Origin of the sequence: Aeromonas sp. ZOR0001 (assembly GCF_000801015.1) — a bacterium.
Taxonomy (GTDB): domain Bacteria; phylum Pseudomonadota; class Gammaproteobacteria; order Enterobacterales; family Aeromonadaceae; genus Aeromonas; species Aeromonas veronii.
In genome coordinates this window covers 9,345-33,465 of record NZ_JRJY01000075.1, presented here as the reverse complement: position 1 = coordinate 33,465, position 24,121 = coordinate 9,345, and the positions used below count along the sequence as shown (strand labels likewise).

Annotated in this window: 21 protein-coding genes; 15 read left to right on the top strand and 6 right to left on the bottom strand. The window is 60.2% G+C overall.

Annotation, left to right across the window (positions count from 1 at the left end; translation table 11 throughout):
* Positions 1 to 36 precede the first annotated feature (36 nt).
* Positions 37 to 2,250: a GTP diphosphokinase gene (gene relA, locus L972_RS09620; RefSeq protein ID WP_005335588.1), complete on the bottom strand. Its 2,214-nt coding sequence runs from the start codon at positions 2,248 to 2,250 to the stop codon at positions 37 to 39.
* A gap of 390 nt (positions 2,251 to 2,640) precedes the next feature.
* Positions 2,641 to 3,963 (bottom strand): 23S rRNA (uracil(1939)-C(5))-methyltransferase RlmD, encoded by a 1,323-nt coding sequence (rlmD, locus tag L972_RS09615; protein WP_047437838.1) that lies wholly within the window; start codon positions 3,961 to 3,963, stop codon positions 2,641 to 2,643.
* 153 nt (positions 3,964 to 4,116) lie between these two features.
* Here rlmD and barA point away from each other — a divergent pair, with 153 nt between their 5' ends.
* The 7 genes from barA (at position 4,117) to galE (ending at position 13,117) form a co-directional block, all read left to right on the top strand.
* Positions 4,117 to 6,834 carry a two-component sensor histidine kinase BarA gene (barA, locus tag L972_RS09610; RefSeq protein ID WP_047437836.1) on the top strand — a complete coding sequence of 906 codons (2,718 nt, stop codon included), beginning with the start codon at positions 4,117 to 4,119 and terminating at the stop codon, positions 6,832 to 6,834.
* An 88-nt stretch (positions 6,835 to 6,922) separates the two neighbouring features.
* Positions 6,923 to 7,402, top strand: coding sequence for a DUF1456 family protein (locus tag L972_RS09605; RefSeq protein WP_005343323.1), 480 nt, complete (start codon positions 6,923 to 6,925; stop codon positions 7,400 to 7,402).
* 34 nt (positions 7,403 to 7,436) lie between these two features.
* Complete coding sequence (locus L972_RS09600) at positions 7,437 to 8,324, top strand: N-acetylmuramoyl-L-alanine amidase (protein WP_047437834.1); 888 nt, start codon at positions 7,437 to 7,439, stop codon at positions 8,322 to 8,324.
* Between the two features lie 155 nt (positions 8,325 to 8,479).
* Positions 8,480 to 8,947 (top strand): Dps family protein, encoded by a 468-nt coding sequence (locus L972_RS09595; RefSeq protein WP_005362843.1) that lies wholly within the window; start codon positions 8,480 to 8,482, stop codon positions 8,945 to 8,947.
* Positions 8,948 to 9,236: 289 nt separating this feature from the next.
* Positions 9,237 to 10,886 (top strand): hydroxylamine reductase, encoded by a 1,650-nt coding sequence (hcp, locus tag L972_RS09590; protein WP_047437832.1) that lies wholly within the window; start codon positions 9,237 to 9,239, stop codon positions 10,884 to 10,886.
* 111 nt (positions 10,887 to 10,997) lie between these two features.
* Positions 10,998 to 11,987: a hybrid-cluster NAD(P)-dependent oxidoreductase gene (locus L972_RS09585; protein ID WP_047437830.1), complete on the top strand. Its 990-nt coding sequence runs from the start codon at positions 10,998 to 11,000 to the stop codon at positions 11,985 to 11,987.
* A 116-nt stretch (positions 11,988 to 12,103) separates the two neighbouring features.
* On the top strand, positions 12,104 to 13,117 hold the full coding sequence (galE, locus tag L972_RS09580; protein ID WP_005335608.1) for a UDP-glucose 4-epimerase GalE: 1,014 nt from the start codon (positions 12,104 to 12,106) through the stop codon (positions 13,115 to 13,117).
* 69 nt (positions 13,118 to 13,186) lie between these two features.
* On the opposite strand, the gene L972_RS09575 is transcribed toward galE, so the two are convergent.
* The gene (locus L972_RS09575; RefSeq protein WP_047437828.1) at positions 13,187 to 13,888 is read right to left on the bottom strand and encodes a phosphatase PAP2 family protein; all 702 of its coding nucleotides are present in this window, start codon (positions 13,886 to 13,888) and stop codon (positions 13,187 to 13,189) included.
* 258 nt (positions 13,889 to 14,146) lie between these two features.
* Here L972_RS09575 and mpl point away from each other — a divergent pair, with 258 nt between their 5' ends.
* Together mpl and L972_RS09565 are read left to right on the top strand one after the other, a co-directional pair.
* Positions 14,147 to 15,517 (top strand): UDP-N-acetylmuramate:L-alanyl-gamma-D-glutamyl-meso-diaminopimelate ligase, encoded by a 1,371-nt coding sequence (gene mpl, locus L972_RS09570; RefSeq protein ID WP_047437826.1) that lies wholly within the window; start codon positions 14,147 to 14,149, stop codon positions 15,515 to 15,517.
* The gene (locus tag L972_RS09565) at positions 15,514 to 16,125 is read left to right on the top strand and encodes a flavin prenyltransferase UbiX (RefSeq protein WP_047437825.1); all 612 of its coding nucleotides are present in this window, start codon (positions 15,514 to 15,516) and stop codon (positions 16,123 to 16,125) included. The genes mpl and L972_RS09565 overlap by 4 nt, the downstream gene beginning before the upstream one ends.
* Before the next feature lie 72 nt (positions 16,126 to 16,197).
* Here L972_RS09565 and L972_RS09560 read toward each other — a convergent pair whose 3' ends face one another.
* Positions 16,198 to 16,812, bottom strand: a complete 615-nt coding sequence (locus L972_RS09560; protein ID WP_005362858.1) for a TetR/AcrR family transcriptional regulator — start codon at positions 16,810 to 16,812, stop codon at positions 16,198 to 16,200.
* 201 nt (positions 16,813 to 17,013) lie between these two features.
* Here L972_RS09560 and hpt point away from each other — a divergent pair, with 201 nt between their 5' ends.
* The 3 genes from hpt to L972_RS09545 all read left to right on the top strand — a co-directional run bounded on the left by hpt (position 17,014) and on the right by L972_RS09545 (position 19,343).
* The gene (gene hpt / locus L972_RS09555; protein ID WP_042010962.1) at positions 17,014 to 17,544 is read left to right on the top strand and encodes a hypoxanthine phosphoribosyltransferase; all 531 of its coding nucleotides are present in this window, start codon (positions 17,014 to 17,016) and stop codon (positions 17,542 to 17,544) included.
* 111 nt (positions 17,545 to 17,655) lie between these two features.
* Entirely contained in the window at positions 17,656 to 18,573 is a 918-nt protein-coding gene (locus L972_RS09550) for an ABC transporter ATP-binding protein (RefSeq protein ID WP_047437822.1), read from the top strand.
* On the top strand, positions 18,570 to 19,343 hold the full coding sequence (locus L972_RS09545) for an ABC transporter permease (protein ID WP_019445351.1): 774 nt from the start codon (positions 18,570 to 18,572) through the stop codon (positions 19,341 to 19,343). The genes L972_RS09550 and L972_RS09545 overlap by 4 nt, the downstream gene beginning before the upstream one ends.
* 59 nt (positions 19,344 to 19,402) lie before the next feature.
* Here L972_RS09545 and L972_RS09540 read toward each other — a convergent pair whose 3' ends face one another.
* A complete protein-coding gene (locus L972_RS09540) occupies positions 19,403 to 21,505 on the bottom strand; it encodes a hypothetical protein (protein ID WP_047437820.1) in 2,103 nt (700 codons plus the stop codon).
* A 243-nt stretch (positions 21,506 to 21,748) separates the two neighbouring features.
* Here L972_RS09540 and L972_RS09535 point away from each other — a divergent pair, with 243 nt between their 5' ends.
* The 3 genes from L972_RS09535 to L972_RS09525 all read left to right on the top strand — a co-directional run bounded on the left by L972_RS09535 (position 21,749) and on the right by L972_RS09525 (position 23,227).
* A complete protein-coding gene (locus tag L972_RS09535) occupies positions 21,749 to 22,156 on the top strand; it encodes a hypothetical protein (RefSeq protein ID WP_047437818.1) in 408 nt (135 codons plus the stop codon).
* A gap of 119 nt (positions 22,157 to 22,275) precedes the next feature.
* Positions 22,276 to 22,695: a MauE/DoxX family redox-associated membrane protein gene (locus L972_RS09530; protein ID WP_047437815.1), complete on the top strand. Its 420-nt coding sequence runs from the start codon at positions 22,276 to 22,278 to the stop codon at positions 22,693 to 22,695.
* A 4-nt stretch (positions 22,696 to 22,699) separates the two neighbouring features.
* Positions 22,700 to 23,227 (top strand): rhodanese-like domain-containing protein, encoded by a 528-nt coding sequence (locus tag L972_RS09525; RefSeq protein ID WP_047437813.1) that lies wholly within the window; start codon positions 22,700 to 22,702, stop codon positions 23,225 to 23,227.
* A gap of 78 nt (positions 23,228 to 23,305) precedes the next feature.
* On the opposite strand, the gene L972_RS09520 is transcribed toward L972_RS09525, so the two are convergent.
* Positions 23,306 to 24,121: cation:dicarboxylate symporter family transporter (locus tag L972_RS09520; protein WP_047437811.1), on the bottom strand; the 816-nt coding region annotated here is incomplete at its 5' end.

Sequence of the window (24,121 nt, the reverse complement as noted above, 5' to 3'; positions counted from 1 at the left end):
AATGCAGACCGGCCACTGGGGCCGGTCGGTTCGATATCAAAGCCGCTTGGCGCTGATCACATCGTTGAGCTGACTGAGCTTGGCCAACGCCCGGTTGAAGGCGTTGATGTTGTAAATCTCCAGCTCCATGTCGATCTCGGCGGTCTGCTCGCGCACGTTGGAACGTGAGCGCACCCCCATCACATTGATCTTCTCGTTGGCCAGCACTGTGGTGATATCGCGCAGCAGGCCGGAGCGATCGTTGGAGATGATCCGGATGGTGAGGCCGTAGCCGCCGGAGTAGTTCTCCCCCCACACCGCATCGATCAGCCGCTCGGGGTTGCGCCGTGACAACTCTTTCAACTGCTCGCAATCTTCCCGGTGGATCGAAACGCCACGTCCCATGGTGATAAAGCCCTGAATGGAGTCCCCCGGAATGGGCTGGCAGCAGCGGGCAATATGGGTCATCAGGTTGCCGACCCCTTCCACCACGATGTGGTCTTTGGGCTTGTGGCGCATCGGCGCATTGGCCTTCTGCTCCAGCTTCTCCAACAGGCGGCGATCTTCCTCTTCCGCCGTCGGCTTGTTGTAGCAGGTGTCGAGATAGTTGAGCACCTGGTTGATGCGGATATCGCCGCTGCCGATACCGGCCAGCAGATCGTCGGTGCTCTCCAGATTGAAGCGGCGCAGCATGTTGCCCTTGTCGATCTTGGACATGCTGAGGTTATGGCGATCCAGCTCCTTCTCGAACAGCTCGCGACCGGCCACGATATTCTTGTCCCGATCCAGTTTTCTGAACCAGGTCGCCACCTTGGCCCGCGCCCGGCTGGAGCGCAGGAAGCCGGCGTTGGGGTTCATCCAGTCGCGGCTCGGGTTCGGCTCTTTCTGGGTGATCACCTCCACCTGATCGCCGGTCTGCAGCGCATAGGTAAACGGCACGATGCGGCCGTCAATCTTGGCGCCGATGCAGCGGTGACCGATCATGCTGTGGACGTGATAGGCAAAATCGAGCGGGGTGGCGCCTGCCGGCAGGTCGATGACATCCCCTTTCGGGGTGAAGACGTAGACCCGGTCCTCGAACACCTGACTGCGCAGATCTTCCAGCAGGGAGCCGCTCTCGGAGAGATCTTCCTGCCAGGCGAGCAGCTTGCGCAGCCACTCGATCTTGTCTTCGAAGGTGTTGGCCTTGCCGCCAGCCTGCGCCCCTTCCTTGTAGCGCCAGTGCGCCGCGACGCCGAGCTCGGCATCCTGATGCATCTGGTCGGTACGGATCTGGATCTCGACCGTCTTGCCCTCCGGCCCCACCACTACGGTGTGAATTGACTGGTAGCCGTTGGGTTTGGGGTTGGCGACATAGTCGTCAAACTCGCGGGGAATGTGGTGGAACTGGGTATGGACGATACCGAGCGCCGCATAGCAATCCTGCAGCCGCTTGGTCACTACCCGCACCGCGCGCACGTCGAACAACTCGTTGAACTCGAGGTGCTTCTTCTGCATCTTGCGCCAGATGCTGTAGATATGTTTCGGGCGGCCGTACACCTCGGCGTCAACTCCCGCCTCTTTCAGGCCATTACGCAGGGATTGCACAAACTCGCGGATATAGCGCTCGCGGTCGAGCCGCTTCTCGTCGAGCTGCTTGGCGATCTGCTTGTAGGTATCCGGGTGCAGGTAACGGAAGGCGAGATCTTCCAGCTCCCACTTGAGCTGGCCGATGCCCAGACGGTTGGCGAGCGGCGCATAGATATTGGTGATCTCCTGGGCCATCAGCACCCGGGTCTCTTCATCTGCCGTCTTCGCTTCCCGCAGGCAAGCGATCCGCTCCGCCAGTTTGATCACCACGGCGCGCACATCCTCGACCATGGCAAGCAACATGCGACGCACGTTGTCGACCTGCTCCGGCGAGGTTTCGCTGCGATGGAGGGTCTGCAGGGAGCGGATGGCCTCCATCTCCAGCACCCCTTCCACCAGCTTGGCGATCTTGGAGCCGAAGTCCTCGTCCATCCGCTCCTGGCTGATGAGACCGGCTTCGACGAAGGGGTAAATGATGGCCGCTTTGAGGGTACCGATATCCATGCTGAGCATCTGCAGGATGCCCACCATTTCGATGCCGCGCACCAGCAGCTTGCTGGTCAGCGCCTCGTCACCGAGCGTCAGACAATACTGGTAGACGGTTCGCAGCTGATCCTTTTCACTGTCACTCAAGGAGAGCGAGCTGACCCACTCTTCCAGGGTGAAGTTGTCTTTCAAATGAATATCGCGAACCGCAACCATGGTATCAATCCTTTAAATTATCGGGCCGAAAGCTGTCACTTTCTCCCCTCATGAGATTGCCTCAAATGGGGATATCCAGCGCACTTTTCAAGGCATATTGTCCAGAAAGACAATAGAGCGCGCCAACAGGCCCTGCCGAACGACGAGGGTCTAGATTACCCCAATCACACAAGCTCAAACAGCCGCAGACATGCCAGATTACACATCCGCATCGCCGTACCGATGAGCAGGATTACTTCATATACACACCTGCTCAAACAGCCGCAGACATGCCAGATTACATATCCGCATCGCCGTACCGATGAGCAGGATTACTTCATATACACACCTGCTCAAACAGTAACAAACATGCCGGATGACCTATCCGGCATCGCCGAACTGATGAGTCATTTACTCCCGTTCAAACAGCGCCATGGACTCCAGATGACCGGTGTGAGGGAACATGTCGAGCATGCCGAGGCGCACCAGACGGTAACCCCCTTTCACCAGCACCTGACTGTCCCGCGCCAGGGTGACCGGGTTACAGGAGACGTAGACCACCCGCTTGGGTGAAAGTTTCACGACGTGTCCCATCACTTCCAGCGCGCCGGGGCGAGCCGGATCCAGCAGCACCAGATCAAACCCTTCCCGCGCCCAGGACATGCCGACGATGTCATCGCTCAGGTCGGCTTTGTAGAAACGGGCATTGGTGATGCCGTTGCGACGGGCGTTCTCTTCGGCCTGCTGCACCATGGCCAGTTCACCTTCCACACCCACCACTTCGCGAGCCTGACGGGCCAGCGGCAGGGTGAAGTTGCCGATGCCGCAGAAGAGATCGAGCACCTTGTCATCCTTGCTCGCCCCGAGCCATGTCAGCGCCTGCTCAACCATGCTCTGGTTTATGGGGCCGTTGACCTGAATGAAATCACCGGGAGCAAATGCAAGAGACAGGCCATCCAGCGAGTAGGATGGGGAAAATTGTTGTTGCAGCGCTTCGATGCGATCATCGGCCGCCTGCAGATAGAGGTCGATCCCCTGCGCTTTTGCAAACTCCACCAGCAGGGCGCGATCCGTCTCATTGGGGCGGCCGGTGTGGCGCAGCAGCATCATGATCCCCTGCTCGGCCTGGATTAGCTCCGCATGGCCCAGCTCGCGCTGGCTCTTGAGGCGATTGAGGCATTCACGCAGCGGGGCAATCAGCGCAGAGAGCGGTTCGGCCAGCACAGGGCAACTGTCGATCTCCACCAGATCGTTGCTGTTGCGGCGGCGGAAACCGACCCGGGTGCAGCGACCGTTCTTGTCAAATTTGATGGCCAGACGACAGACCCGGCGATAGGCACGATCCTCACCGGTCAGTACCGGCTCCAGCGCCGGCGCCTTGATGTTGCCCAACCGCTCGAACAGGCTGACCAGTCCCGCCGCCTTGGCGGCTTGCTGATCGGCAACCGACATGTGCTGGGCACTGCAACCGCCGCACTCGCGATAGTGGCCGCAAAAGGGAGCGATACGATTAGCCGCCGGGGTCACCACCTGTTGCAAGGCGGCGTGACCATACTGCTTTTTCTCTTCGGTGATGCGTGCCTTGACGGTCTCGCCGGGCAGCGCCCCTTCGACGAAGATCGCCTTGCCCTGATGGCGACCGATACCGACGCAGTGGTGATCGAGGGTGTCTATCGTAAATTCAATGCGTTGGAGCTGGATGGACTTCTTTTGGGGCTTGAAAAACTGGGCCATAAAACTTGGTGCCTATAGGTGGCTATGTCATGATTGTGGAATCTGCTGCCGGGTATTGTCCCACAAGAATAATAGTATGACCAAATACGGCCACAGAGCCCGTGTATTGCCATCAACCCTATCGCCAACCCTGTTCACTGGTGGCCTGTTCGTATGACCAAATATGGCCTGAGAGCACGCGTTCTCGCCTTCACCATCCTGCCAACCCTGATCATCGGTGGCCTGATGGCCGGTTACTTCACCTTCCACCGCTACCAGCAGCTGGAAAACAACCTCATTGATCAGGGGATCAACATTATCGAACCGCTGGCGATCGCCAGTGAATACGGGATGACCCAGCACAGTCGCGAATCCCTCAAGCGGCTGATTGGCCTGACCCATCGCAAGAACTCCCCCTTCATCAAGTCCATCGCTGTCTTCACCCAGGACAACCAGCTGTTCGTTACCTCGAACTACCACCGGGATTTCACCCGGCTCAGGCTGCCCGATGGCGAGCCTATTCCGGATCTGACCAGCGTGACGTTTCAGGGGGACGACATCATTTTGCGCACCCCGATCCAGGCTGAAACCAGTCTGGATGGCTTCCCGCTGCCCAGCGATGTAGAGCCGCCGATGATCGGCTACATCTCGATGCAGATGGCGACCGACAGGGCCATGCTGCTGCAATACCGCGACACCTTCTTTGCGGTGATCATGGTGCTCATCGGGGTCGCCTTCAGTACCCTGTTTGGCTTCCGTCTGGTCAAGAGCGTGACCCAGCCCATCACCAACATGGTGCAGGCAGTGCACAAAATCAGGGAGGGGCGGCTCGATACCCGGGTCAGCGGCCAGCTCACCGGCGAGCTGGATATGCTGAAAAATGGCATCAACGCCATGGCCAAGGCGCTCTCCGAATATCACGAAGAGATGCAGCAGAATATCGATCAGGCCACCTCTGACTTGCGCGAAACGCTGGAGCAGATCGAGATCCAGAACGTCGAGCTCGACATGGCCAAGAAGCGGGCGCAGGAGGCGGCGCGGGTCAAGTCGGAGTTTCTGGCCAACATGTCCCACGAATTGCGTACCCCGCTCAACGGGGTCATCGGTTTTACCCGCCAGTTGCTGAAAACCAGCCTGACCCCGAGCCAGACCGACTATATGCAGACCATCGAGAAATCGGCGCGCAACCTGCTTGGCATCATCAACGACATCCTCGACTTCTCGAAGCTGGAAGCGGGCAAACTGCAGCTGGAGCATATCCCGTTCAGCCTGCGCGACACCCTCAACGAGACCATGCACCTGCTCGGCCCCAGCGCCCACGATAAGCAGCTGGAGCTCTCCCTGCGGGTGGATGCCGATGTGCCGGATTACCTCACCGGCGACCCCATGCGTCTGCAACAGGTGCTGACCAACCTCACCGGCAACGCCATCAAGTTCACCGAGCAAGGCAACGTGGATGTCCATATCGAGCAGACCGGCAGTGGCAACCACAAGGTGAGGCTCAACGTCCAGATCCGCGATACCGGCATCGGCATCTCCCAAGAGCAGCAACATCAGCTGTTCCAGGCCTTCAATCAGGCCGACTCATCCATCTCCCGCCGTTATGGCGGCACGGGCCTGGGCCTCGTTATCACCCAGAAGCTGGTGCAGCAGATGGGCGGCCAGATCCGCTTTGAATCGGAGCTCGGCAAGGGCTCCATCTTCTCCTTCAGTCTGGATGTAGAGGTCTCCCCCCTGCCCCAGACCGATCAATTGCCACTGGATCGGATCCGTGGCAAACGGCTCTGGCTGCTGGAACCGGATCCCTTCGCGCAAGCCTCCCTGCTCGCCCTGTTAGCGGAGTGGCACCTCGACGTGCACCCACTGACCAGCGATGATCCCTGGCCCGAGATGAGCGAGCAGGAGATGGTGATCATCGGCAGCAGCACCCTGCATACGCCGCAGCAGGTGCTCGGCCGTCTCGACAGACTGAACGGCCAGCAGCAGAACACCATAGTACTGCTCAGCAGCCACGAGCCGTCGCTCTATGAAGCTATGCTGGCCCATGGCGCCCAGCACTGTCTCTCCAAACCGGTCAACCACCGCAAGCTGCTGCACGCCCTGCTCTCGCCGGAATCGAGCCGCCAGAAGCTACCTGCTCAGCCTGCTCCGCGCCAGTTGCAGCCAATCAAGGTGCTGGCGGTGGACGACAACGCCGCCAACCTCAAGCTGATCGCCGCCATGCTCAAGGAGATGGTGAGTCAGGTGGTGGTGTGCAAAAACGGTAAGGAGGCGGTCAAGCAGGCCCAGAGCCAGCCGTTCGACATCATCTTCATGGATATCCAGATGCCGATCATGGATGGCATCAGCGCCACCCAGGCGATCCGCAACCAGTCCCTCAACACCACCACCCCGATCGTGGCGGTGACCGCCCACGCCATCCCCGGAGAACGGGAGCGGCTGATCCGGCAGGGGATGGATGACTATCTGGCCAAACCCATCGACGAGAGCATGCTGGCCCAGCTCATCACCGACTTTGCCCATCGCCGCCACCAGAATAATGGTGCCCAACAGATCGACTGGGCACTGGCGGTGCGGCAGGCGGCAGGGAAAGAGCATCTCGCCAGAGAGATGCTGACCATGCTGCTGGCCAGTTTCGACGAAGTGGAACCTGTGCTGGATAGCGCGCTGGCTGGCGAAATTGAAGATAGCGAGGTGCTGGCCCAGCTCCATCGCCTCAACGGCGGCTGTGCCTATTCCGGGGTACCGGGACTGCAACGGCTGCTCTCCCAGCTGGAGCAACAGCTGCGTGACGGCGTGCCGGTGAGCGAGCTGGAACCCGAGCTGCTGGAGCTGCAAGATGCGCTGGAACTGGTGCGCCAGGAGGCACCCCGCTATCTCGGCAAGGTTTGATGAGCTTGACCTGAACTGTAGCGGCCCCGCTTTTTCTGACGCGAGGGCCGCCAGATGGTAAAGTTGCGCCGTTTACACAGGAGTCAGCATGACCAACAACGATATTCTGCGCCGTCTGCGCTACGCCCTCACCATCAGCAACGACCAGATGGTCGAGATGTTTGCCAAGGGCAACCTGACGGTCACTCACGCCCAGCTGCACAGCTGGTTGATGAAAGAGGCAGCGGAAGGTGAAGAGCAAGAGGCAGGCTATGTCGCCTGTCCCGACTCGGCCCTGAGCCAGTTCCTCGACGGTTTCATCATCGCCCGCCGCGGCGTGCGGGAAGATGCACCGCCCCAGGTGATCCCGAACAGGATCAACAACAACATGATCCTGCGCAAGCTGCGCATCGGTCTCAACTTCAAGGAAGAGGATATGCTCGGCACCCTCAAGCTCGCCGACTTCAACCTCTCCAAGTCCGAGCTCAGTGCCCTGTTCCGCTCCAAGGATCACAAGCACTATCAGGATTGCGGGGATCAGATCCTGCGCAACTTCCTGATCGGTCTCACTGCCAAATACCGCGGCTAACCAGCCGCGCGACTGACCAGACAGGGCCTTCGACATGTGCCAGCGACTCACTCCTCCCACGCTCAGCAGACTGACTGTGGCAGGGGGATGGCGCTGGCGCTGTCTTCTTCCCCTCTTCTTTCTGCCACTGGTTCTGCTGCTGGGTGGTTGTACTCCGTCCGAATACCAGCTCTCTACCCGCTATCAGAGCGCCAACCAGAATGAGCGGATCGCCTTTCTGATCCTTCACTACACCGACGAAGACGATGCCAATTCCTTGCGCCTGCTGACCGAGCCGGAGCACAAGGTGAGCGCCCACTACCTGATCCCCCGCGACAGCCACGAGACCCCGCTACCGGTCTATCAGCTGGTACCGGACAGCGCGCGCGCCTGGCATGCCGGGCGCAGCCGCTGGCACCAATATGCCGGGCTCAATGCCAGCTCCCTTGGCATCGAGATCGTCAACCTCGGCTATCCAGCGGAAGATGAGCCGCTGGCCCCCGATGCGCGGCGCTGGCAACCCTATACCCCGCAGCAGATTGCCGCCGTCGGCGCCCTCAGTCGGGAGCTGGTCGCCCGCTACCAGATTCCACCGACCCAGGTGCTGGGCCACAGCGATGTCGCCCCCGAACGCAAGCAGGATCCCGGCCCCCACTTCCCCTGGCGCCAGCTCTATCTGACGTACGGGGTCGGCGCCTGGCCCGATGAAGGTCGGGTGGCCGAGTTACTGGCCAGTCCCTTGCCCGATTGGGATGCGGCCATGTGGCAACAACAGCTGGCCCGCTATGGCTACGGCCTGCCCCAAACCGGCCAGTGGGATGAGCAGAGCCGGGCCGTCATGGGCGCCTTTCAGCTCCACTTTCGCGCCAGCAAGGTCGATAGCAAACCGGACCGCGAGTGCCAGGCCATCCTGATGGCGCTGCTGGAAAAATACTTCCCCTAATCCTCATCCATTGCCCCCGTTGCTGCGTACTGTTTGATAGCCGTTAGCTATCAAACATTTAGGCACAAGCAATTGTCCCTGCATTTTGCAAGGCGTTATTCTGACTGCGTTCCGAAAGAGAATTTAAAACCGATTTCCAAATCTGGAGGTGAATGATGAAAAGCCCGATTGGTCTTGATACTGCTCAATCACAAGCCCTGGCAGCCGAGTTGAACAAATTGCTTGCCAGCTACCAGATCCTCTACATGAACGTGCGCGGCTTCCACTGGAATATCCGTGGCAACCAGTTCTTCGAACTGCACCTGAAATTTGAAGAGATTTACAACGACCTGCTGCTGAAAGTCGATGCACTGGCCGAGCGGATCCTGACCCTGGACGGGGTGCCCATGCACAGCTTCAGTGACTACCTGAAAGTCTCTGCCATCCCCGAGCAAAAAGGGCTGCACGATGGCCGCGCCTGTGTCGAATCCCTGCTGGATAGCTTCCGCGAACTGCTGGTCGCCCAGCGCCGTATTCTGGGTCAGGCCGCCGAAGCCGGTGATGAAGGCACTGCCTCCATACTCTCCGACTATGTGCAGCAGCAGGAAAAACTGGTCTGGATGCTGCGCGCTTATCTGGCCTGATAGTGAACCAAGCCAGCTACAGCGTACGTATGCTGGCTTGAGTAAGTACCGGGCCGGAAGCACCTGACCAGACCACGGCCCAATCCGTCTGATTGTTATGTTCTGTTGCAAACCTGAGTTGTCTCTCCTTTTATCCACCCGCTTGCCGCCCTGTTTGGGCGGCTTTTTTTGTTTTTGATCTGCATCAAGGGAATCTTAATTGGCAAATTGAATGCCTATTAAGTTTTTCGCGAGAGGAATAGAATCGCCACAAAACAGACAACTGAAATGTCCAATTAGGAGAGGCATGATGTTTTGTGTGCAATGTGAACAGACAATTCGTACCCCGGCTGGCAACGGCTGTGCCTACGCACAAGGTATGTGCGGCAAGACGGCGGAAACCTCGGATCTGCAGGATGTGCTGATCTACACCCTGCAGGGGCTCAGCGCCTGGGCGCTGGCCGCCCGCGAGCAGGGCATCATGGATCGCGAGGTCGATGCTTTCGTGCCCAAAGCCTTCTTCGCCACCCTCACCAACGTCAACTTCGACTCGAATCGCATCGTGGCCTACGTCAATCAGGCCCTCGCCTATCGCCAGCAGTTAGCCAATCGTCTGACCGCCATGACGGTGCGGGTGAACGATTTGCCATCATCCGCCCACTTCGAGCCAGGTGCCAAGCTGCTGGAACAGCTCGCCCATGCCGCACCAGCCGCCCCCAATCGGGGCAAGAGCGAGGTGAACGAGGACATCATGGGGCTGCGTCTGCTCTGTCTTTACGGCCTCAAGGGCGCCGCCGCCTATATGGAGCACGCCCGGGTGCTGGATCAGCAGAGTGACGAGGTGGCCGCCGAATTCCACCGCATCATGAGCTGGCTCAGCACAGACCCGAGCGAAATGGGTCGGCTGTTCAGCTGTGCCATGGAGATCGGTCAGCTCAACTTCAAAATCATGGAGATGCTGGATCTGGGTGAAACCCGCGCCTTCGGTCACCCGGAGCCGACCCGGGTCAGAGTCACGCCAATTCCCGGCAAGTGCATTCTGGTCTCCGGCCACGACATGATGGATCTCAAGCTCATTCTGGAGCAGACCAAAGGGACCGGCATCCATGTCTACACCCATGGCGAGATGCTGCCCGCGCTGGCCTACCCCTTCTTCAAGCAATACCCCCATCTGGTGGGCAACTACGGCTCCGCCTGGCAAAACCAGCAGAAGGAGTTTGCCAACTTCCCGGGCGCCGTGGTGATGACCTCCAACTGCATCATCGACCCGAACGTGGGCAACTACTCGGATCGCATCTTCACCCGCTCCATCGTCGGCTGGCCGGGCGTAACCCATCTGGAGGGGGGCGATTTCTCCGCCGTGATCGCCAAGGCCCAAGCGCTGGAAGGCTTCAAGCACACCGAGCTCGAGCACTTCATCACCATCGGCTTTGCCCGCAACGCCCTGATGCAGGCTGCGCCCGCAGTGATTGAGAAGGTCAAAGCCGGGGAGATCAGCCACTTCTTCCTGGTGGGTGGCTGTGACGGCGACAAGGCCGAGCGCGCCTACTTCACCGAGTTTGCCAAGGCGGCGCCGCGCGACAGCCTGCTGCTCACCCTGGGCTGCGGCAAGTACAAGTTCAACAAGCTCGACTTTGGCGACATCGGCGGCATTCCGCGCCTGCTGGACGTGGGCCAGTGCAACGATGCCTACTCCGCCATCCAGTTGGCGCTGGCACTCTCCGAGGCGTTCGAGTGCGGGGTCAACGATCTGCCGCTAACGCTGGTGCTCTCCTGGTTCGAGCAAAAAGCCATCGTCATTCTGCTCACCCTGCTCTCCCTCGGGGTGAAGGACATTCGTACCGGCCCGACCGCACCCGCCTTCCTCACCCCGGCGCTGCTCAAGGTGCTGGAGGAGCAATTCGGCCTGAAAGGGACCACCACGGCCGAGGCTGACTTGGCCGAGATCCTGGCGGCCTGATCGGCACCTCATGTTGTAAGCGTTTGGCGAGCCGCCCGGCTCGCCTTTTTTCTGGACCCGGCTTTTTCACCAGACGTTTTTCAACCCGTTTCAAACCTAAGGAGCCTTGTGATGACCTCTCTCACGCTCACCTGCATTGGCCGCCAACAGAACACCCACGACGTCGTGAGCTGGCAGCTGGCGCCGCTTTCCGGCAGCCTCCCTCCCGTACTGGCTGGCCAGAGCATCACCCTGCACACCGAGATCGACGGCCTGCCGGAGTGCCGCGCCTATACCCTCTCCTCCAGCCCGCAGGATGCATGCTGGCAGGTCACCATTAAGGATGTGGGACGGGTCTCCCACCATCTGCACCAGACCTTGCAGGTGGGAGACAAGATCCGGGCCGATGGTCCGTTCGGCGATTTCAACCTGACCGCCCTGCCTTGCGAACGGCCACTGCTGCTCAGTGCCGGTTCCGGCATTACCCCCATGTGGGCCATGTTGCGGGACGAGCTCGCCAAACGGCCGGATGCCGATATCCGCTTTATCCATAGCGCCCGCTCGCCAGCAGATGTGATCTTCGCAGATGACTTGGCTACGCTGGCTGCGGCTCATTCAGGCGTGCGCGATGCCCTGATATTGGAAGAGGCGCCAACGGCTCATCCCTGGGTGGGCCGACTCACCCCCGCCATGCTGGCCGAACTGGCCCCAGATCTGCGCGGACGCCATGTCTATCTCTGTGGCCCGGCCCCCTATATGGCGGCGGTCAGGACCATGCTGACGGAGCTGGGATTGCCGCCGGAGCAGCTGCATCAGGAGTCCTTTGGTCTTCCTCCCGCAGAGCCCATCAAGACCACCAGCGACCACTTCTGGCTGACCCTGAAAAAGAGCGGCAAGAAAGTGAAAATCCTGCCGGGTCAGACCCTGCTGGCGGCGCTGGAAGCAGCGGGCGAAACCATAATGGCTGCTTGCCGCGCCGGGGTATGTGGCAGCTGTCGTTGCACCACCACAGGTGACATCGAGCGCCAGAGCGTGATGACCTTGAGTGCTCAGGATCTGGAGAGCGGCGTTGCTCTGGCCTGCTCCTGCACCGCGAAAGGGGATATCAGTCTCGATTATTGAGGCGTGGTGAAGGCTTTTGTGAGGTGCGGTGAAGGCGTCATCGGTATCCCAACCTTTTCCCAAGTAGACTGGGGCGCTAGACTCTGCCCCAGTTTCACCAGAACACGGGATAAAAAATGACAATACTGGTCACAGGGGGCGCCGGCTATATCGGCTCCCACACCCTGGTTGAGCTGCTCGGCGCGGGGCAGCAGGTCGTGGTACTCGACAACCTCTCCAACTCCTCACCGGAGTCACTCAAGCGGGTCGAGCAGATCACCGGCAAACCGGTCACCTTCGTCGAAGGGGATGTGCTGGACAGAGCCTGCCTGCAGCAGCTGTTCGCCAACCACCAGATCGAATCGGTCATCCACTTCGCCGGCCTCAAGGCGGTCGGGGAGTCGAGCCAGATCCCGCTCACCTACTACCAGAACAACATCAGCGGCACTCTGGTGCTGTGCGAAGAGATGGCCAAAGCTGGCGTTTTCCGGCTGGTATTCAGCTCCTCGGCCACCGTCTATGGCGATCCCGCCTCGGTACCGCTGCGGGAAGATTTCCCCACCAGCGCCACCAACCCCTACGGCCGCTCCAAGCTGATGGTGGAGGAGATCCTGCGCGATCTCGCCAAATCCGATCCCCGCTGGGCCATCGTACTGCTGCGTTACTTCAACCCGGTCGGCGCCCACGAGAGCGGCCTGATTGGTGAAGATCCCAACGGCATCCCCAACAACCTGCTGCCCTATATCAGTCAGGTCGGCGTGGGCAAGCTGAAAGAGCTAGGGGTATTTGGCAACGACTACCCGACCCCGGATGGCACCGGCGTGCGCGACTACATCCATGTGGTGGATCTCGCCATCGGTCACCTGAAAGCACTGGCACGCATCAAGAGCGACACCGGCGTCTTCACCTACAACCTGGGCACAGGCCAAGGCTACTCGGTACTGGAGATGGTCAAGGCGTTTGAAGCGGCCAGCGGCCGACCCATTCCCTACCAGATCAAACCCCGTCGCCCGGGCGACATCGCCGAGTGCTGGGCAGAGCCGACGCTGGCCCGTGCCGAGCTGGGCTGGCAGGCAGAGCGCGGTCTGGAGCAGATGATGGTCGATACCTGGCGCTGGCAAAGCAACAACCCGAACGGCTATCAAGGCTGATCTCTCGCGGGTGGATAACAGAACGCCCCGACATTTTCATGTCGGGGCGTTTTATTTTGCGACGTTCAATCAGCGGGTCTGACTGCGCAACAGTGGCAATCTGGCCAATCGGGGGGCAATGCGCTCTATCAGCCGATCCGCCAGCGAGGTCAGCAGCAACCAAGGCAGACAGAGGGTCGCCAGCCCCAGTGCGCCGACGTAGACATCGGTAAACCAGTGGGCGCCAGCCAGAATGCGCGGCGCGGAAAAGATCGGCACCATCAGCAATGCGGTGACTCCCGCCCAGCGCGGCAGATAGCGCAAGGCATAGCCGGCGAAGATCATCAGGAACAGAGCGTGATCCCCGGGGAAGCTATCACCGGAAGAGTCCTTGGTCGGAATAGCGCTGATCTGGGTCACCCGCAGCGCATCGGCCACCATCAGAGTCGGGCTGGGTCGCTCCACCGGCAATCGGTGACCAAGCTGGTTGATCACCAGCGCGCTCAGCAGCATCACTATCCCCATCGCCACCAGTTGGCGACGCCCCGCCAAATCCCGAGCGAAGAAGCTGCGAGCCAGGATCAGCCCCATACAGGCCAACACCGCCAAATCGAACAGCCGGTTATTGGTGATGGCCACCAGATCGGCCCACAGAGCCGACTGCCCGAGCCAACCGTTAACGGTATGAAAAATCGCGAGGTCCCACTGATCCCAGGGACCGTGAGCGGGCAGCGCAGCCCAACTGATGGCCACCAGACCACCGACCAGATAGCAAAGCAGGAACTTGCCCATGGGGACTCTCCTTTAGAAAAGGGCGATATCGTAAAACTGTAGAGTGCGTCACAAAACCGAAGAATTGTAAGAAAGTACGACACAATATCAAGCCTCAAATAAAGCCCACCAGCCCATTCCAATCTCGCATATCCCAACAGCGCCAAGATTTCTGCCTCCGGTGCTGCATCTGTGGGCCTCTCACCATGAGTGCGGCTTGTGCCACCACCGCAACACCCCCTAGAATGCGCACTTCCCTTTACTGCGAAAGGAAGCGGTATGCATATTCACATTCTCGGGATCTGCGGCACCTTTATGGGTGGTCTGGCGGTGTTGGCAAAACAGCTTGGTTACCGGGTGACCGGTTCGGATGCCAACGTCTATCCCCCCATGAGCACCCAGCTCGAGCAACAGGGCATTGAACTGACCGAAGGCTATGACCCCTCCCAACTCGATCCGGCGCCGGATCTGGTGGTGATCGGCAACGCCATGAGCCGCGGCAACCCCTGTGTTGAATATGTGCTGGACCGCAATCTGCCCTACATCTCCGGCCCCCAGTGGCTGCTGGAGCACGTGCTGCAAGATCGCTGGGTGCTGGCCGTTGCTGGCACCCATGGCAAGACCACCACCGCCAGCATGCTGGCCTGGGTGCTGGAGTACGCCAAACTGGAACCCGGTTTCCTTATTGGCGGCGTGCCGGGCAACTTCCCGGTCTCCGCCCGTCTCGGCTCTGCCCCCTTCTTCGTCATCGAAGCGGACGAGTATGACTGCGCCTTCTTCGACAAACGCTCCAAGTTCGTCCACTACCATCCGCGCACCCTGGTGATGAACAATCTGGAGTTCGACCATGCGGACATCTTCCCGGATCTCGCCGCGATCCAGCGCCAGTTCCACCACCTGATGCGCACCGTGCCGAGCAACGGCCGGGTGCTGTTCCCGCAAGCCGATGACAACCTCACCGCCGTGCGCAAGATGGGCTGCTGGAGCGAAGTGGAGCTGGTAGGTCAGGACGACGCCAAGTGGAAGGCGGTCAAGCTGGCCGATGACGGCTCCGCCTTCGAGGTGTGGCTGGATGGTGAAAAACAGGGCGAGGTGCACTGGGAGTGCATCGGCGAGCACAACGTCAACAATGGCCTGATGGCCATCGCTGCCGCCCGCCACGCCGGTGTCATGGTGGAGCATTGCATCGCCGCCCTCTGCCAGTTCAAATCTCCCAAGCGGCGGATGGAGCTCAAGGGTGAGGTAGCGGGCATCAGCGTCTATGACGACTTTGCCCACCACCCCACCGCCATCGAGACCACCCTCGGCGGCCTGCGCGCCAAGGTAGGAGAAGCCCGTATTCTGGCGGTGCTGGAGCCACGCTCCAACACCATGAAGCTGGGGGTTCACAAGGAGGAGCTGGCCGGCTGCTTCGATGGCGCCGACGAGGTGTTCTTCTTCCAACCCCCCAACATCGGCTGGGATCTCGGCGAGGTGACGGCCCATATGACCCGACCCGCCAAGGTATTCAACGATCTGGAGACCCTGATCAACCGGCTGGTGGCCGAGAGCCGCGATGGCGACCATATTCTGATCATGAGCAACGGCGGCTTCGGCGGTATTCATGACAAGCTGATCGCCCGCCTCAAGGATTACCACGGCGAACTATGAACAAAGCGATCACCCTGGCGCTGACCGGCGCCTCCGGCGCCCCCTACGCCCTGCGCCTGCTCCAGTGTCTGGTGCAGGCGGACTATCGGGTCTACCTGCTCGCCTCATCGGCGGCTCGTGTGGTACTCAAGACCGAGCAGCAACAGGATTGGCCCGGCTCGCCGAAAGAGCTCTCTGCCTATCTTTGTCGCCAATATGGCGCCAAGGAGGGGCAGATCGTGGCCTGCGGCAAAGAGGAGTGGTTCTCGCCGGTGGCCTCCGGTTCGGCCGCGCCCAAACAGATGGTGGTCTGCCCCTGCTCCATGGGCACCGTCTCGGCCATTGCCAACGGCACCTCGGACAACCTGCTGGAGCGGGCAGCGGATGTGGTGATCAAGGAGCGCGGCCAGCTGATCCTGGTGCCCCGCGAAACCCCCTTCTCGGCGATCCATCTGGAGAACATGCTTAAACTGGCACGGCTCGGAGTGACCATCATGCCCGCTGCGCCCGGTTTCTATCATGAGCCGAAAAGCATCGAGGATCTGGTGGACTTTATGGTCGCCCGCATCCTCGATCATCTGGGTGTCGAGCATGAGCTGACCCACCGCTGGGGCTATGGCCACCATTGAGGTGACCGCCACATTCGGCCATAAAAAAACGGCGCCACTCAATGAGTGACGCCGTTTTTTCGTTAAGCCGTGTTAGCGAGCCTGAATTGGCGCCGTCACGTACTTGAACAGGAAATCAGTCACCTCTTGGCGCGCCGGGCGCTGAGGTTGATTGATCATCTGCATCATCACATAGCCAAAACCGGTCAAAGAGCGGGCCAGATCCTGTGCTGACAGCACGCTGGTGATCTCCCCTGCATCCATGGCGGTTTGCAGCTCGCTGGCGATCAGCTCAAGGCACTGATCGAGCAGCCGGGTATAGCGGGGCCATACCTCTTCCCGAACCGATGAGCTCCACTCCAGCCAGATACCGGCATAATCCGGTTGATCGTAGGCGGCATCGACAGAGAGGCGTACATGACGCTGGATCTTGTCGAAAATGGAGCCCTGGTCACCGTATGCCTGCGACAGCATTTGGTTCACAAAGCGTTCGATCTCGGCCAGCACCTCATCTACCAACTCCTCGCGGGTGTTGAAATAGTTGAAGACGGTAGCCACAGAGACCTTGGCCTGTTCGGCTATCTCGGCGTGACCTGCACGGCCAATGCCGCGACGGGAGAACACCTCGATGGCACATTCCATCAATTGGGAGCGACGAGCTTCCGGCGACAGCCGGGTACGACGTCTTATTTCTGCGCGTGGTTCCATAGTTTTTATCATCTAATAGTTATTGATTATGGTGTTTATAGTATTTTAACTAATCATGCCTGAGTGCCTGCTAACTCTATCAATTAAAATAAGCCGATAAAAGCACCACGTATCTCTAGCACCCTTCGACATGAGTGGTAGAATCATCGGTTTTGATATTCATGAACGGCCAAATCCCCTTTGGCCTTATGGGAGTAAGTGATGAAACACACCGTCGAGGTGATGATCTCCGAGGCTGAAGTAGCCACCCGGATCGCCAAATTGGGTGAAGAGATCACCGCCCGCTATCAGGGTTCTGACGAAGTCGTGATGATTGCGCTGCTGCGCGGTTCCTGCATCTTCCTGGCCGACCTCTGCCGCCAGTGCCAGCTGCCCATCACCCTGGACTTCATGACCGCCTCCAGCTACGGCTCCGGCATGCACAGTACCCGTGACGTCCGCATCCTCAAAGACCTGGACGATGACATCAAGGGCAAGGATGTGGTGATCGTGGAAGACATCATCGACACCGGTTACACCCTCAACAAGGTGCGCGAGATCCTCTCCCTGCGCGAGCCGAAATCCCTGGCCATCTGCACCCTGCTGGACAAACCCTCCCGCCGCGAAGTGCAGGTGCCGGTCGACTGGATTGGCTTCGCCATTCCGGACGAATTCGTGGTCGGCTGTGGCATCGACTACGCCCAGAAGTACCGCAACCTGCCGTTTATCGGCAAAGTGGTACCCCAGGAGTAAGCCAGGTTCAGGAATATCACGGGTGAAGCGGCCTTGCGCCCTTTACTCTGTGCAGGCGGCCTTGGCCGCCTTTTCTGTATCGAGCCGGATTCAACCATCACAGAGGTTGCAATGAACGCACTGGAAATCAGCGGCCTGAAAAAGACCTATCAGGGGGGCGTCGAAGCCCTTAAAGGCATCGATCTTACCGTCAGGCAGGGGGATTTCTTCGCCCTGCTCGGCCCGAACGGCGCGGGCAAGTCCACCACCATCGGCGTCATCAGCTCGCTGGTGAACAAGAGCGCCGGCAAGGTGAAGGTGTTTGGCTACGACATCGACAGCGATCTCGAACAGGCCAAGGCCCAGCTCGGACTGGTGCCGCAGGAGTTCAACTTCAGCCAGTTCGAGAAGGTGATCCAGATTGTCACCCATCAGGCCGGTTTCTACGGCGTTCCCAAGGCGGAAGCCAAGATCCGCGCCGAGAAGTACCTGCGCCAACTCGATCTGTGGGAGAAGCGCGACATGCCTGCCCGCACCCTCTCCGGCGGCATGAAGCGTCGCCTGATGATCGCCCGCGCCCTGATGCACGAGCCCAAGCTGCTGATCCTCGATGAACCAACCGCCGGGGTCGATATCGAGATCCGACGCTCCATGTGGACCTTCCTCAAGGATCTCAACGAGCAGGGCGTCACCATCATCCTCACCACCCACTATCTGGAAGAGGCCGAGATGCTCTGCCGCAACATCGGCATCATCGACAAGGGTCGGCTGATCGAGAACACCAGCATGAAGAATCTGCTGGGCAAGCTGGGTCGCGAGACCTTCCTGCTCGACCTTGCGCCAGGTTCTGCCGTACCCGAGGTACCAGAGTTCAACGGCCGCATGCTGGATGAGCGCACTCTTGAGGTGGATCTCGACAAGAGCCAGTCACTCAACAGCCTGTTCGAGCAACTGTCGAAGCAGCAAGTGCAGGTCGTGAGCATGCGCAACAAGGCCAACCGGCTGGAAGAGCTGTTCGTCAATCTGGTCGAAGAGGGGAGAAAAGCATGAATCTGGCCATCTACTACATCGCCTTCAAGAGCATTCTGGCCAAGGAGGTGAGCCGCTTTACCCGGATCTGGATCCAGACCCTGGTGCCACCGGCCATCACCATGAGCCTCTACTTCGTCATCTTCGGCAACCTGATCGGTTCGCGCATCGGTGACATGGGCGGTTTCACCTACATGGAGTTCATCGTGCCCGGCCTCATCATGATGTCGGTGATCACCAACTCCTACTCCAACGTCGCCTCCTCCTTCTTCAGCGCCAAGTTCCAGCGCAATATCGAGGAGATGCTGGTCGCACCGGTGCCCAACTACGTCATCATCGCCGGTTACGTGGGCGGGGGCGTGGCACGCGGCCTCTGCGTTGGCCTTATCGTCACCCTGGTGTCGCTGTTCTTCGTGCCGCTGCAGATCCACCACCTGTTCAGCGTCTGCTTCACCGTGCTGCTGACCGCGATCCTCTTCTCGCTGGGTGGCCTTATCAACGCGGTGTTTGCCAAGACCTTCGACGACATCAGCATCATCCCCACCTTCGTGCTGACGCCGCTCACCTATCTGGGCGGAGTGTTCTACTCCATCAGCCTGCTGCCCCCCTTCTGGCAGGGTGTCTCCCAGGTGAACCCCATCATCTACATGGTGAACGCGTTCCGTTACGGCTTCCTCGGTATCTCCGACGTGCCGCTCGGCACCGCCTACCTCATCATCATCGGCTTTATCGTGGCCCTCTACGGTATCGCCTGGTGGCTCATCTCCCGCGGCACCGGCCTGCGCCACTGATTGCCAAAACGGGCACCTCGCGGTGCCCGTTTTCATTGTCCGGCCAGCCTCGGGATGACCTAGACCCGGATAGCGTGATCCTTTAGCAGCCGGGCGGTGAGCTCAAGCTTCTCGTTGCGCTCGGCAGCCCGCTCGGGAACCGTGACGCCCCCCTGCTCATCGACCCGCTCCTGACCGAAGGCATCGTCGATAGCCTGCGCCATGGCGGTGCGACCAGCAGCGAGCTCGGGATCGATCAGGCTCTCCTGCATCCGGATCCGGTTCTCGCTGGCCGCCAGCTGCAGTTCATCCAACTGGGTGGCGAGAGTGACAATCCGGTTATCGACCCGCTGGGCCAGTTCGAAGAGACGGTTTTCATTCCCTGCCGCCATCGCCAGTCCATCTAGCTGCTCCCCTTTGCGCTGATCAAAGTTGCTTACCGCACGAGCAGCCAGCTCCAGTGCATACGCCTTGGTTGCCATGGCGTTGACTCCGCCCTCCCAACCGACATCGGACCCCACCCCCAGTGTCACGCCAAGGGTAGTATGAAACTTGGCTCCCTGTGGCCCGAAAGCCGCAGTGGCACCGGCCGATGCACCTACCCCCAGATTGGCGGAGGCGCGTACCTTGGCCGAAAGGCTATAGGCATCCGCATACTGACTCTTGAGCAGATTGAGCTGGGCACTCCCCTCTGCTTTCATACCAGCAAAGGCCGAGGCGTTGGCCGTTACGCTGACCACTGGCCCATTGGGCGTCATGATAGCCGCTGCACCGGCCTCCAGCTTGGCATTGGCGACCACCTCGGCAGAGCCTGCCAGCTTGGCGTTAAGCAGGTTGCCGATAGTCCAGCTCCCCTCAACCGACAGCCCCAGCCTGCTCACCAGCTCGGCACTGGCCCCGATGCGAAGCAGACTAAGGTCATGGGGCCCCGGGGTGTAACGCGATCCGTCGGTATCATTGACGATCTTGTTCACCGGATTGAACACCAATGAGCCCTCCGCCTTGCCAATCACCAGCTCGGCCTTGGCACTCGCCTTGTTCTCCTGGGTCAGAGCCACCTTGCCGGCAAACTCTCCTACCGGTGTGTCTCGACGCCCCTCCCACTTGCCAATCTCGATCTTGGCGAAAGCCTCCACCAGCGCACTGGCACTGACCAGCCCGAGCCCGCCAAAGGCCTTCTGGCTCACAGGCTCACCCGGTTTCAGCTCCTTGCTGGCCGCAGAAAGAGGGCTCTTGAGCTCGGCCCGTACACCACTCTGATAGTGCTTTCCTGATGCGGCCTCTCCCTGCCAGAGCACCTTCTCCTGCGCCTCGCGCTCAAGCCAGGGCTCATCCAGTCCATCCACCAGCGCGGTCAGCAGCTCGGTCCTGAGCAGGCCAATCTCCCCCTGCTTGCTCACCTGCTGCTGAATGCTGAGATCCAGAACCTCCTTGAGGTGGCCCAGCTCCAGTAGCTGACTGTGGGTCAGCAGGATATCGCGACCATTCTCCTCGGCAGTGGCTTGCGGCTTGAGCTCACCCAGTGCAAGCAGAGCCTGACGCAAGGTCCCGCAAAACAGCTGCCACTCGTGGCTTGCTGCGACCTCTTCACGGGTCGGCGCCCGCTCCAGCCGTCGCGCCATCATTCCCTCACTCACCCCGAACATCAGGTCTAGCCCCCCTTGCAGCTCCCGCTTGAACAGGTCGTTGGCCCCCTCCTGTTGCAGGCTAGCCAACTCGCTGCACCACTGGCGGATCTGCTGGTTACTCTCGATAGGCTGATTGACCCTCCCCTGTTCGTTGCAGACCCACGCCAGCTGAAATGAGGGAGGCTTGCCACCCTGCGCCAACGCCTGACGGCGGACAGCGATGTCATCGACCAGTTTTTGCAACACGAGATCCTGCTGACGGGAGCGGTTCTTGCCCGAGTCGATCCAGAACTGCAGCGCCTGTTCGATCTTCGCCAACCCGGCCAATGAAGGCATTGACTGGGCCTGGTAGTGCCGCACTGCCTGCTTGACCGCCTTGAGTTCCGGGCTCTGCCGATGGCCAATACCACGGCGGATCCCCCTCTCGAACTCCCGGCTACCGGCATCCAGCAGCCGTAGTCTGGCGTTGCCAAGGCGAGCAGTAGCAGGAGGTGTAGCATCAGAGCTTGTCTGCTGATGACGGCTTACATCGATATCCGGGGAGGCAATTTTCATGGCAAGAAACCTGCGTTGATGAGAGAAGATCCTCAGCGTACGCCGACCCCCCTTGTCACCCTGTCAGCGATAGTCCCGCTTTTTTAGGATTCGGACTGACCCGTAAAAGATGTCTGTCAGCTCACAATTTCGGCACAACCACCCGCCCCGCCGACCAAAAACGCTAAAAAAATGACGACAAGTGATAAGCAACCACCGATCAGCCGCATAGGGTGTCACTCTCTCCCTGCCCGAGGTTTGGCCATGTATCACGCTCTCATCACCGCCCTGTACACACAACTTGGACTTCCGCTTCCGGTGGCCGGACAAACAGCCACCACCCTCGCCATCAACGACGAACTGGTGCTGACGCTGGCAGAGGATGAGGGCCATCTGGTGATCTATCTGCTGCTACCGGGCCACGCCATGCCCAACACGCCCCTGCTCAACCACCTTGGCGACGAGCCGGTGTTTCTGCTGGATCAGACCGAGCAGGGAGAGACCCTGATCTGGGCCCGCGAGTGGCTCGATCATCTGACGGTCGACAGCTTGCTGCTACTGCTCGAGCGGGCCATCGAGCTGGCTGCCGAACTGCTGACCCACCAGCACGACCGGGAGCAATCGACACAGCCACAGCATCCCGCCTCTACAACCGCCACCATCAGGGTCTAGCGCCCCCATTCTGGTCACTGCCCCGCAAAATCGAGATTTATCTTGTCCGGCATGGGTTTAGTCATTGCGGCTCAATCGGGAATTGTTAGAATTTACCACTCTCTATAAAGAGGTAGAACATGCCTGCGTTGTTGCGCATGCTGGTCAATCTGGCGCTGGGGGGATTCTTTCTCGCCTCCGCCGGGTTCAAGCTGGCCTCCCCCGCCCTGTTCATCGATCAGATCGGCGCCTTTGGCCTGATCTGGCCGCCGCTAATCCCGTTCGCCGCCTGGGGGCTGATTGCCCTTGAGCTCTGCGCAGGGCTTGCGGTCATCGCCAACCGGCGCTGGGGACTCTGGCTGGTGATCGGGCTGCTCGCCCTGTTTATTCCGGTGTTGGGCTATGGCGTTGCCATCGGGCTCGACATCTCTTGCGGCTGTCTGGGCAGGGCTGATCTCAGCTCGCTGCCGGAGGCCATTGTGCGGGATCTGCTGCTACTGACGCTTGCGGGCGCCCTGCTGCGAACTTCCCGCCCCGTTTTTCCCGTTCCAAAGGAGTAGTGACATGATGACATTGCGATCCCGCACCCTGCTGGCCTCGCTGATCGCCGCCAGCTTTGCCCTCGGTGGCTGTGGCGACAACCAGTTCGAGCAGGAGGTGAAGCTGGAGCAGTCGGCAGTGCAACTGGCACAGGAGGCGCAGCAGGGGGGCTATCAGCTGCTGACCGTGGCCGAGCTGAAGACCCGGATGGACAAGGGCGAGGAGCTGGTGATCATCGACACCATGCCCTATGAGGACTCCTACAAGAAGGAGCACATCCCGGGCGCCAAGAACTTTGTCTTCGTGAAGGAGGCCAAGTCCGGCGACAACTGGAGCGAAATCGTCGAGGGGAGCGGCACGGCGGAGCAGTTCCAGGCGCTGCTGGGTGAAGACAAGTCCCGCCCGGTGGTGATCTACTGCGGCTTCGTCAAGTGCGGCCGCAGCCACAACGCTGCCGCCTGGGCGGTGACTCAGGGCTATCAGCAAGTCTATCGGGTGCCTGGCGGCATCTTCGCCTGGAAAGGCGCCGGTTACCCCGTCTCTGCCGAATAACTGCGTCTGCTCACAAGACAGCACAGTCGACATAAAAAAGCCCGCAACTGCGGGCTTCTCTCATTTTGATGCTGGCTGTCAGCTGGCGACTCGGGACGCTTCACCTTCCGCAACATCGCTCTGCGCCTGTTCACCCAGCAGGCGCTTGGTGATCATGGCCGCCATGATGGAGCCGTTGACGTTGAGAGCGGTACGGCCCATGTCCACCAGCGGCTCGATGGCGATCATCACCCCCACCAGCGCGATGGGGAAGTTGAGGGTGGAGAGCACGATCAGCGCGGCGAAAGTGCCTCCGCCGCCAACGCCAGCCACCCCGATGGAGCCGAGCGCAATCACCGGCAGCAAAGTCAGCAGGAACAGGGGATCGAAGGGGTTGATGCCGAGCATGGGGGCAATCATCGCCACCATCATGGCCGGATAAATGCCGGCGCAGCCGTTCTGGCCGAGGTTGGCACCGAACGAGGCGGCAAAGTTGGCGATGCTGGCGGGCACGCCAAGGCGCTGCTGGGTCTCGATGCTGAGCGGAATGGAAGCCGCGCTGCTGCGGGAAATAAAGGCGAAGGTGAGCACGCCCCACACTTCCCGCAAATAGTGCAGCGGGTTCTGACCGATCAGCAGCAGGATCACCATGTGTACCGCAAACATCGCCAGAATGGCGACGTAGCAGACCAGAATAAAGCCGAGCAGGCTGAGGATCTCGCTCAGCGGATAGTGAGCCACCACCCGGGCGATCAGCGCCATCACGCCATAGGGGGTGAGGGCAATCACCACCCGCACCATCTTCATCACCCACAGTTGCAGAGTGTCGATGGCCACGGCGGCGCGAGCACCGGCCTCCGGGTGCTCCGCCTTCATCTGCAGCAGGGCAACCCCGGCCAACACGGTGAAGATCAC